This is a genomic window from Mobiluncus curtisii subsp. curtisii ATCC 35241 (genome assembly GCF_000146285.1).
GTDB classification, from domain to species: Bacteria; Actinomycetota; Actinomycetes; order Actinomycetales; family Actinomycetaceae; genus Mobiluncus; species Mobiluncus curtisii.
This window is the reverse complement of record NZ_GL385912.1, coordinates 765,631-776,685: the sequence shown is the minus strand read 5'-3', so window position 1 is coordinate 776,685 and position 11,055 is coordinate 765,631. Positions and strand designations below refer to the sequence as shown.

The following is an 11,055-nucleotide window of genomic DNA, read 5'->3' as shown; positions in this document are numbered from 1 at the left end:
GGAATTTTGCTCAGATGAATTGAAAAGGTCGCCGGAGTGTATTGAAAAACCGCGCAGATTCAACGATTGCGGGACGTTTTGGTGGCGACGAAAACAATTCTACTCGGAGCCGATTTGGTCTTTGAGAGACCTAGAGTTGATTCCTTCGGGCTGCTGTGGCGATGGGGTTGGGTATCTGAACACGGCTTGTGGGATGGGGGCGCGTGACCACAGAAAAACGTCGTGGGTTTAAAGCGCAGCGAGCCGGGACGGTGAATCAGAACGGGGCGAAAATCGCCGGAGCATCGTCAACTCCGCTGTTATGTATGGCAAATCCCCAGTTCGGAGCTATTTGGCAGGGATTTTTGGCGATGAAATCGCCTCGGATGTCGGATCGATTCGGTCCTGCTGGGGGGCAAAACTTCGGCAGTGACCAATGAAGGATGTGAATATAAGGTGAAAATAAGGCAGTAGCTGCCATTATTGGCAGCTACTGCCCATATTCCACCTCATAATCTCAGATGCCAACGGCGCAGCACCCGGATTCAGGCGCAGGCATGGAAAATCCCGGCAGTTGTTATCTAATATCCGCTATCAAACACGCGGAGTTCCGCAGTTCGGTTTTCTGGCTACCATCAATTTTGAACATCTGGAGTCTGGACGGGAGCCTCTGCGACATCGACAGCCGACTGCCGACAAATCTTCGGCAATAGTTGACAGTTCACCGACAAGCCCGCCCGTAAAACCGCCGAGTGCCTAAAAACTCGTAATACCTTTTCGTCTGGGTGCTTTCAAACCTGTGGTGTTTTTAAATCTGGGGCACTTTCCTACCCGGGGGCTTCCTACCCGGTGTTTTCAAATCCGGGATGCTTTTAAACCGGTTGTTTTCAAACTGAGTCCTTTCAATCATAAGTACTTCCTACTTGGGATATCTCCAACCGGGGATCTCGTCACACTCGGGGTGCGATGCGGTGTCGGCGTTTTTGCAAAATATTGCTCAATCTCTGGGTGGTGCGCTCCCAGTCGTGCCAGATCTGGCGGTAACTCAGCCGGGTAGTCAGATATCCAGCGGTGGCGTTCGATAAATCCCGCTCGCGGTCAATCTCAAAAGCGCGGGGATTGTCATGAAACTCCCTCCCATCGCATTCCACTATCCACGAGTTGCCGACCAGCAGGTCCGCCCATCCGGGTGCAGTCCGATGCTGGGTACGCACGCTGACCCCGCGGCGCTGGAAAAATAACCTGACCCTGGTTTCACTACCGGATTGTGCCCCTCGGTTCAGGAACCGGTACGTTGCCATTTTTTTCTTTTGCACCCGCGTTGCCAGATGTTTTGCTTGGCCGTAACCGATGCATCCTGCCTGCAACGCCGATTCCAGCACGATCAGCCCCGTCTCGGCATCATGATGGCGCATGGCTTGGTACAGGCAATCTTCCAAGCCGAAAACGGGGGTGTGTTGGGTCGCGATACAGCGGTGGAATTCGACAAATCTCGCAGCGGGCAGGGGAACATTTTCCGGCAAGATTACGTGCGTGTTGGTTTGGCGGGGAACCCAGAGTCCATACTTTACGCACCCGGACAGGCAACCCAACCTGCCTCCGTGCTTCAGCGCGCGGATGACATCCGGGTCCGCTTCCGATCCCGCGTACCAGCCACGCATAATTCGCACCAGGTTGCCAGCCTCAACCAAAGCCGCAATGTCGCGCGTGGAGTACTCCGTGAGCAGCTGTTTTACTGTGTACACGCCACAGTTTATCGTTTCCATAACCCCACCTTGCGACACAGCCCGAAACAAAATCAATGCCGATTCAGATTACCTGTGGAAAACCCCGGTTTCGCTGTTCTTGTGGATAAACAGTGGAATATGGGCAGTAGCTGCCAATAATGGCAGCTACTGCCCATATTCCACCTTATAAATCCAATGATTAATGAATGCTGGCAAAAGACTTGGCAAATCGCAGGTCAGACCTGTGCATTTGCGTGAAATCCCAGGACGGCGGGTCCCCGACCGGCTGGCGCGGGTTTGGTCAGTGCGCTACCTTCACGGTAGCTTGAAAATGTGAGTTTTCCCCGACGTGCCCGGATGTTTACCGCAGCCATCGCGACTTTATTTGCGCTTTCAGGCGCGGGGGTCGGCGTGGCGAACGCCATCGTTGGGGACTTCAGCGGAATGGGTAATGTGATTCAGGGGGTCATCAGCGGAACTTTTTCCGATTCTCGCTCCCAGTCTTTCGGCTACAACTCGACCTCGGCAAATTCCGCCGCGAAGGGCTCCGGCGGGTCGAAAGGTCAGAAAAAGTCGACAAACGGTGTTTCCATCCAAAATTCCTATGACTGGAACCGGGAACTTCGCGAAGCACTGAAAGTCAAAGTTGAGTCTCCCAAATTGTTTATGAATCCCGCTAAAGGTCACGTAGCGGTGAATAAAGACGTGTATGTCTGGGCGGACGCGAAGCCGCAAAAGTTCGTAAAAACAGTGGCATCGCAGACTTTGACCATCATCGCCGTCCCAATACGGTTTGAATGGAAATGGGGTGACGGCAACACCACGGATTCCGGCGCGAATGCGGGAGCGCCCTGGCCAGAGGGGACAGTTACTCATAAATATCAACGTGTTGGCAGCTACACGATTAACTGCCGAATCCACTGGCGGGCGACTTGGGCTATTGGGAAAGACAAACCTCAGGAAATTCCCGGCGATGTCGTCACCGAAAGTACCTCAACCGAGTTCCTCGTCAAATACTTGATTCCCTACCTTTCCTAAATGCCAAACCGCGCGAACCCTTGAATTCCGAACAGTTCCAGGGTAGCGGGTAAATCGCCTCTCGCGCGGAGCCCTCGCGTGGGCAAAGAGACGTTACTAAAATCAGGGTAGGATGCGAATCACTGGGCCACGGCCACGCAATCCCAAAATACCCCGTCGAGAGGAATTTGTAATGGTAGACCAGCCAAAGTATCCCGGCAAAGTGGAAGTGATCAACGGCAACGGTGCGGTTGCCCGCGTAATGAACATGGTGTGTGGAGGAGTCATCGGGTATCCCATCACGCCTTCGACGGAAATCTCGGAAACGTTCGAAGCCGCAGTAGCGGCGGGTCAAAAGAACGTGTGGGGACAGCACCCCTTCTTCTTTGAGCCGGAGGGGGAGCATTCCGCTCAGTCTGGGGCGATGGGCGCGGCGCTGACCGGCGGCAAGTTCATCTCAAATGCCTCCAGCTCGCAGGGGATTCTCTATGGTTTGGAGTCTCACTATGTCACTGTCGGCAAGCGCATCGGCGGTTTTGTGCTGCAGGTTGCGGCGCGCGTGGTGTCCCGCCACTCGCTGAACGTGATGGGTGGTCATGATGACGTATATGCCCTGCTCCCAGCCGGTTACACGGTCCTGTTTGGAGTGAACCCGGAGGAGGCCGCGAATCTGGCTCTGATTTCTTACCGTGCCTCGTCGCTGTCCTTGATTCCGGTGGCGAACTGCATGGATGGTTTCGCGACTTCCCACATGATGAGCGAAGCGCGTCTGCCGGAAGCCGAACTGGTAAAGGAATACTTGGGCGATCCCAAGGGATACATTCCCTGCCCCACCGCCGCTCAGGAAATTTTGTTTGGTGCCAAAGGGCGGGCTTTCCAGTTTGGTCAGTTCCTGGAGAGCAAAAGGTCGGTGCTGGCGCCCGCCTCCCTCGAGGCGCTGCGGTCGTTCCTCCAGTCTGTTGATAATGCTGACGCCATCGAAAACGATAGTTGCGGAGAGCTGTTTGATCGGGAAATCGCGGGGCATCTGCCCGCGGCGGAAGTCGCCAAGTGGCGTCGCCAGTGGGTCAATGCGCCGGCGCGAGGTACCCGTAAACTGATCCCATCCCTGGTGGATATTGACAATCCGGGCTTGACCGGACCGGTGCAAAACCAGCCGGATTTCCAAGCCGGGGTGGCTGATCACCACACCCACTTTGTTGCGGATGTGCCGCGGCTGGTGCGTCAGGCGATGGACGAGTATAACGCTCTGACAGGCAGCGATTACGCCCCGGTGAAAACCTTTAACTGTGAAGACGCTGACTTTATCATGGTTGGGGTCGGCTCGATTTGCGAGGACGTGCGGGCGGTGCTGCCGTACTTGCGCAGTCGGGGTCTCAAGGTCGGTCTGGTCCAGATTGTCATGTTGCAGCCGTTCCCGGAGGCTGACTTGGTGGCGGCTCTCAAGGGCGCGAAAGCCGTGACGGTGTTGGAGCGTTCCGACCAGGCGGCGTTGACCAAGTTCGTCAACAGCGCGCTGGTGAAAGCCGGGCAAAATGCGGCGGCGGTGCAGCGCAATCTGCCTGCGCGCTACCCGGATATTCCGGCGGTAGAGACTGGGGGAATGCCCCAGTTGTCCACCGGGTTCTTTGGCTTGGGCGGTCACGATGTCCAGCCGCGTCACCTCATCGCCACGTTCAAAGCGATGCAGGCTGGTGACTTGGCTCCTGAATTCTATATCGGCTCGACGTTCTTTGACGATGACGCGACCGGGGAACAAAAAGCGATGCAGGACCGGCTGCGTGAAGCCTACCCGGAAACTACCAAAATGGCACTTCACCTGGAAGAAAACCCGAAAGACCTGCTGCCTAAGGAAGCGATGCGGATTCGGTTCCACTCGGTGGGGGGCTACGGCACAATTGCGACCGGGAAACTGTTGGCAGACATTTTGGCAGAAATGCTGCACTTGCACAGCAAAGCTGCCCCGAAGTACGGTTCGGAAAAATCGGGGGCTGCCACGAACTACTACATCACGTTGAGCCCGGAAACTATCAGGATTACGAACGCCGAGCTGGAGGACGTAGAGATTGTGGTCAGCCCGGACCACATGGTGTTTGCGCACACGAACCCGCTGAAAGGCTTGGCGGAGGGCGGGACGTTTATCCTGCAATCTGACAAAACTCCCGCCGAGCTGTGGGCGAGCCTGCCGCGCCGGGCGAAACAAATCATTCGGGATCGGCACATCAACCTGTTTATCCTCGACGCTTTTGGGGTCGCGCTGAAGCACGCCCCCAATCCGGGCTTGCAAACCCGCATGATGGGTGTGGCTTTCATCGGGGCTATCGCCACCAAAGTGGACCGGATTGCTTCCGGGGCCAGCGAAGCGGACATGCTGGCAAAGATTCGCGAACAAATCGAGCACAAGTTCGGGGCGAAAGGTCCGGCGATTGTAGAAGCAAATATGGCTGTGGTCCAGGACGGGGCGAGCGCGACGCAAAAGGTCGATTGGGAACAGCTCGACGCTGATTCGGAGGGCGGGTCGGCAGGTGCGACGGCGGGATCCGGGCATTCCCGTCCGGCTTTGAACGCCTCCCTGTCAGCCACAATGTGCCAGCGTGGCGCCAGTGGCTGTGCGTTGACCGCCGGGTTGTTCGATCGGGATTATTTCCGGCGGGTCGTGGCGGAACCCTTTGCGCAGGGAACCATCAGCGAAGCCCCGGTTTATCCCGGTACTGGCTATTTCTTGCCCCCGGCATCCTCGGCAGAAAAGGACAAGGGTCTGTTCCGTCGCACCATCCCGGTGTTCGACCCGAGCGTGTGTACCGGCTGTATGGAATGTGCTCTGGCGTGCCCGGATGGGGCGATTCCAAACACGGTGTTCACTATCGACACCCTGCTGGAGACTGCTATAGAACAGACCGGTGAATCCGGCGCGAGCCTGCAATCGCAGGTGGAGGCGATTGCCGGGGCGATGCGCCAGGCACTGTTGGACACGAAGGCGCGTCCGGCAATCGCGGATGTCTTTACCGAGGTGGCGACCTCACAAAATGCCGACCCCGCGGCGGTAGCGGCGGTGGCAGACACGTTACGAACTTTCCCAGTGGCACGCACCCGACCGTTCTTTGACTCCACTGAAAAACGCCAACCCGGTGCGGGAGTCCTGTTCAGCGCGACTGTCGACCCGTGGAAGTGTACCGGCTGTCTGGAATGCGTGGCGGTGTGTGGTCCGCACGCCCTGATTGGTACCGACCAAGACGACGAGGTGCTGGACACGGCGCAGCAGCGTTTTGCGTTCCTGACAAAACTGCCGAACTCGCCGAGCGAATTCAGCGACCCGAACGGTGGGCCCAGCCTCGACATGAAGCGGATTTTCCTGAACCGCGACAACTATTACGCGACTATTGGCGGGCACGGGGCGTGCCGTGGATGTGGCGAAGTCACTGCCGTGCGTCAAACCATGGCTTTGGCTAACGACATCAACAATGGCAGAGTGTTGCGTCACCGTCAGGAACTTGAGGAATTGGTAGCAGCGTTGGAAGAAAAGCGTCACGCTGTCACCGACACGGCGCTGGGCGAGCTGATTGATCAGGTGCGTGCGCGTCTGGAGCAGCGTCTGTACCGTTACGAAGGAACGGCAGGCGGGCGGGGTCCGGCGGCCGCGGTAGTGGCGAACTCGACCGGGTGTTCCTCGGTTTATGCTTCGACCGCACCGTTTAACCCTTACCAGCAGCCTTGGGTCAACGGGCTGTTCCAAGATGCCCAACCCCTGGCGAAGGGTATTTACGAGGGCTTGGCAGCCGATTTGTCGATGGACGTGTTAGCGCTGCGTCAAGCCCGTGCCATCCTCGCGGGCGCGACCGGCGCGGCGATTCCCAGCGATGCTCCGGAATGGAAACACTTTACGGACGAGGAACTCGCGTTGATGCCGGCGGTGATGACCATCGGTGGCGATGGGGCGTCTTATGACATTGGCTTTGGGGCGATGAGCCGCATCATGGCATCCGGAACCCCCATAAAGATGCTGGTGTTGAACACGGGAGCCTATTCCAACACGGGCGGTCAGGCGTCCACGGCTTCACTGGAGGGGCAAGATGCGGACCTGTCCCGCTACGGCAAATATTTGAAAGGTAAATCTGAGCAGCGCAAAGAGCTGGGTCTGTTGGCAGCGATGCACCCCAACGTCCTGGTGGTGTCTACCTCCACGGCTTACCAGGGGCACTTCCTAAAGAACGTGTCTCGCGCGCTGGCGCAAGTCGACTACCCGGCGCTGATAGACGTGTACACCCCCTGCCAGCCCGAACACGGAATCGGGGACGACATGGCCAGTGAACACAGTCGGATGGCGGTGAAATCACGTGTCAGCCCGCTGTTTGTTCACGAACCGGCACACGCCGAGTTCAGTGACCGTTTCATCATCGACGGCAACCCGGATGTAAAGAAGCTCTGGTCACACTACAAACTCAGCTACCACGATGCGGACGGAAAAACCCAGCTGATGGACCTGCCGTACACGCCAGCAGATTTTGCCTACTCTGAGCTGCGGTTTAAGAAACACTTCAAACCACTGCCGGACAATGCCGAAAACCCGACCCTGGTGGCGGAATATATAGAAATGGACGCGACCGCGCGGGAAACCGCCACTCCGTTTATCTATACGACTGGCGCGGAGGGGAATCTGGTGAAAATCCAGGTGTCGCCCTCCATCGTGAAGCTGACCGAGCAGTGCCGGGAATACTGGACTTTCCTGCAATACCTGGCCGGGCAAGACCTGGCTGCGGCCCGGAAAGCCCAAGCTGACCTGGAAAAGAAGTTGACCGAAACTCGTGACGCCGCCGCGAAGTCGCAAGAAGAAATGATTGAACTCATGGCGAAAGCGATGGCAGAAGTCGCCGCGACCGGCACCACCACGACGCCACTACCGTTCTTGGGTGGATTCGGTGGGGGAGCCAGCTCGACCGGCGGCGCCTCCGGGACTGAAGTGAGCGGTTCCGCGCCCGCAGGTTCCGGTACTCCCTTTCGCTACGAGCTAGAGAAAATAGCCCAATGCACGGACTGCAAGACTTGCTATCAAGAGATTCCCGAGTATTTCGAGGCTTCTACGGAAATCATTGACGGCAAGCCCACTCCGGTGGCGCGGCTGATCCCCGGCTCGCTGGAAAACGTGAAAGTGACCGACGAGTTGCGCGCCCGCATTGCGAAAGTCGTCGCGAACTGTGACGCGGAAATCATCTCGTGACCGGGGGAGGGGAAACCGATGCTTGACACGATGAACACGGTGCAACTCAACATTTTGGAACGCCGGTTTAACGCCGACCCGAAACTGTTTCAAGCCATGTTTGTGGCTGAAGGCTTAGCGCAGCTGCACGCGGCTTTTGACACTGGAGAGCTGCCCGAGGCGCTGACCCGCAAAATTTGGGAACTGCTGGAACGCGAGGACACAGTGGGACGCATCATGATGCGTTTCCTGTGGAACTTGCCGCTGGGCAAGAAACGCGTGTTTATTCGCGCGATTGACACCTGGTTGTCCGAGCGCTACCCGATGTTTGCGGGGCTGAGCGACAACTGGCCCGCTGCCAGTCACGTCGCCCCTTACGTGCGCCCGGCGTCCCAGCGGGTACATGACTTTGACCTGGTCACGCAAGGGTATTTGGGATATTTGACCCAGGGCTATACCCAGCGGGAAGTCGACCTGTTTGTGTGGCTGGAATCCATGCGGGATAAACACTGCGCGGATCGCCCCTGTGAACTGGGCGCTTTCTTGCAGGGGCGCAAAGTCGGGGGCTGCCCGGTGCAGATTCACGTCCCAGACGTGATGCAGGCTATTGCAGAGGGCGATTTTGACCGGGCACTGCGTGTTGTGGAAGAGTCAAACCCGCTGCCGAACGTGACCGGGCGGGTATGTCCCCAGGAGCTGCAATGTCAAGGGGTGTGTGTGCACAAGGCGCGTCCCATAGAGATTGGTCAGTTGGAATGGTTTTTGCCCCAGCGGGAAAAAATTGTGCACGGCAACGAAGCGATTCTCAAACGTTTCGAAGGGCGCCCCGACCCGTGGCAGACCGCGGAAAAGCCCCCGATTGCCATCGTCGGCTCGGGTCCCTCCGGATTGATTAACGCGTTCTTGCTGGCGAACCAGGGTTTCCCGGTCACCGTGTTCGAAGCGTTTCATACCCTGGGCGGGGTGTTGAAATACGGGATTCCCGAGTTCCGCTTGCCTAACGAGCTGGTCGACGACGTAGTGGACAAGATTCGCCTGCTGGGCGGGCGTTTCGTGACGAACTTCGTGGTGGGCAAGACCGCGACCTTAGATGACCTGAAAGCAGCGGGTTTTTGGCGCATTTTCGTCGGTACCGGCGCGGGGCTGCCAAAGTTCATGAACGTGCCCGGCGAGCACCTCAACGGGGTCATGAGCGCCAATGAGTTCCTGACCCGCGTAAACCTGATGCACGGCAACCTGCCCGACTATGACACGCCCCTGCCCGAAGTCGCGGGGAAAGAAATCCTGGTGATTGGCGGAGGAAACACGGCGATGGACGCGGCACGCACCGCCCGGCGCTTGGGCGGTCACGTCACGATTGTGTACCGGCGGACCAAGGCGGAAATGCCGGCTCGCGTGGAGGAACTGCATCACGCTTTGGAAGAGGGTATTGTGGTGGCTGAGCTGCGCTCGCCCACTGAGTTTCATGAGGATGAAAACCACCATGTTTGCGGAGCCAGCGTAGGGGTGATGGAGCTGGGGGAGCCTGACGAGTCCGGGCGGCGCCGGCCCCAGCCGACCGGGGAAATCCTGGAAATGGACGCTGACCTGGTGATTATGGCGCTGGGCAACAGTTCCAACCCGATTATCCGCGATTCCCAGCCCGACCTAGCGGTGCAGCAGTGGGGTGTCATCAAGGTCGGTAAAGATGCCACTGGCGGTGAGGCTGGCAGCGCTGGCGCAGGTACGGCTGGCGGGGCTGATGGGGCTGATAGGGCGGCAGAAACCCCCTCGCAAGCCACCAATCTGGAGGGGATTTACTCCGGCGGAGACGCTTCTCGCGGCGGGTCTACCGCGATTAAGGCAGCCGGAGATGGCCAAGCCGCCGCCCGCCAGATGGGGGATTTGGCGACCAAATTGGAACCGGAGGAAGTCCGCCAGCGGGTGCAACGCGCTTGGGAATACACGCAAAGCGCCGCCTCGGCCTATCGAATCTTGGAAAAACGCCAACTGTCGGAACGGACTTGGGAAATGAAACTGCACGCCCCGGCGGTCGCCCGTGCGGTGCAGCCCGGACAGTTTGCCCGGTTCATGACCCACGAGAAAGGCGAGCTGATTCCCCTGACCGTTGCCGATTTCGACCGGGAACAGGGCTGGATTTCCATCGTGGTGCAAGCGGTGGGCAAATCGACCCAGATTATGTGCGCGATGGAAGTTGGTCAGGCGTTTTACGGGATTGCCGGACCGCTGGGCTTGGCGTCAAAGATGGAACAATTCGACTCTGCCACCCAAAGTGTGTGTTTTGTGGCTGGTGGAGTTGGGTTAGCGCCCGCCTATCCGATTGTCCGTAAACACTTGGAGCTGGGCAATCACGTGACCCTGGTGCTGGGGGCGCGCAATCGCGACTTGCTGTTCTGGACCGACCCGTATGGGGATCCGGCCGGGGTCAGCCCGGAGCGTGTTGAAGTGCTGCGTCGTCAGTATCCGGATTTGCTGGATGTGGTGTTGACCTCGGACGATGGGTCGTTTGGGCGTCAGGGTGTGGTGACGTTGCCGCTGGAAGAAATGCTGCGGGACGGTCGCAGCGATGGGCGCCAGATTGCGGAAATCACCACTATCGGACCGCCTATCATGATGAAGTTTGTCTGTCTGTTGACGGGGAAGTATGGCGTGCCTACCGTGGCGTCGCTGAACTCGATTATGGTTGACGCGACCGGGATGTGCGGAGCCTGCATGGTGCCTTTTGTCGACCCCGAAACTGGCAAGCTGGTGCGGAAACACGCCTGTATTGACGGTCCTGAGCTGGATGGACACGCTATCGATTGGGATAAATTCCTGCCCCGATTCAATCAGTTCAAGGCTCAGGAAAAAGCTGCCCTCAGGTAAGCAATTTACTGCGGGTATTTGTTCGGTGGCGAAGTCCCTCTTACCTGCTATGGAAGCGCCATTTCCCGAGGATAATTGGCAGGTATCAGGGTGTGCGTGGATTTATAGGGTGGTATTTGGGCAGTAGCTGCCAATAATGGCAGCTACTGCCCAAATACCACCCTATATTCACACCCCGGGCAGGTATGCTCAAATTTTCGCCACCATTGGCTTGGTTTTGTTTGCTTGTTTTGGTGCGGGGCGCTCACGAGAGAGGGAGGTGGTGTCCCAGAG

Annotated in this window: 5 protein-coding genes; 4 read left to right on the top strand and 1 reads right to left on the bottom strand. The window is 58.0% G+C overall.

Translation table 11 applies throughout. The annotated features are described in order from the left end of the window. Positions 1 to 203: 203 nt before the first annotated feature. Complete coding sequence (locus HMPREF0574_RS03510) at positions 204 to 419, top strand: hypothetical protein (RefSeq protein ID WP_004007308.1); 216 nt, start codon at positions 204 to 206, stop codon at positions 417 to 419. 510 nt (positions 420 to 929) lie between these two features. On the opposite strand, the gene HMPREF0574_RS03505 is transcribed toward HMPREF0574_RS03510, so the two are convergent. Then, complete coding sequence (locus HMPREF0574_RS03505; protein WP_004007307.1) at positions 930 to 1,745, bottom strand: endonuclease domain-containing protein; 816 nt, start codon at positions 1,743 to 1,745, stop codon at positions 930 to 932. Positions 1,746 to 2,039: 294 nt separating this feature from the next. Here HMPREF0574_RS03505 and HMPREF0574_RS03500 point away from each other — a divergent pair, with 294 nt between their 5' ends. The 3 genes from HMPREF0574_RS03500 (at position 2,040) to HMPREF0574_RS03490 (ending at position 10,782) form a co-directional block, all read left to right on the top strand. Further along, positions 2,040 to 2,744: a PKD domain-containing protein gene (locus HMPREF0574_RS03500; RefSeq protein ID WP_236585830.1), complete on the top strand. Its 705-nt coding sequence runs from the start codon at positions 2,040 to 2,042 to the stop codon at positions 2,742 to 2,744. A gap of 172 nt (positions 2,745 to 2,916) precedes the next feature. Continuing rightward, positions 2,917 to 7,938 carry a 2-oxoacid:acceptor oxidoreductase family protein gene (locus HMPREF0574_RS03495; RefSeq protein WP_004007303.1) on the top strand — a complete coding sequence of 1,674 codons (5,022 nt, stop codon included), beginning with the start codon at positions 2,917 to 2,919 and terminating at the stop codon, positions 7,936 to 7,938. A gap of 18 nt (positions 7,939 to 7,956) precedes the next feature. Beyond that, on the top strand, positions 7,957 to 10,782 hold the full coding sequence (locus HMPREF0574_RS03490; protein ID WP_004007302.1) for a sulfide/dihydroorotate dehydrogenase-like FAD/NAD-binding protein: 2,826 nt from the start codon (positions 7,957 to 7,959) through the stop codon (positions 10,780 to 10,782). Positions 10,783 to 11,055: the final 273 nt, after the last annotated feature.

What these genes read in the sequence shown, in the direction of transcription:
- HMPREF0574_RS03505 (WP_004007307.1), bottom strand. Translation starts at nt 1,745, where the DNA reads ATGGAAACGATAAACTGTGGCGTGTACACAGTAAAACAGCTGCTCACG.
- HMPREF0574_RS03495 (WP_004007303.1), top strand. Translation starts at nt 2,917, where the DNA reads ATGGTAGACCAGCCAAAGTATCCCGGCAAAGTGGAAGTGATCAACGGC.
- HMPREF0574_RS03490 (WP_004007302.1), top strand. Translation starts at nt 7,957, where the DNA reads ATGCTTGACACGATGAACACGGTGCAACTCAACATTTTGGAACGCCGG.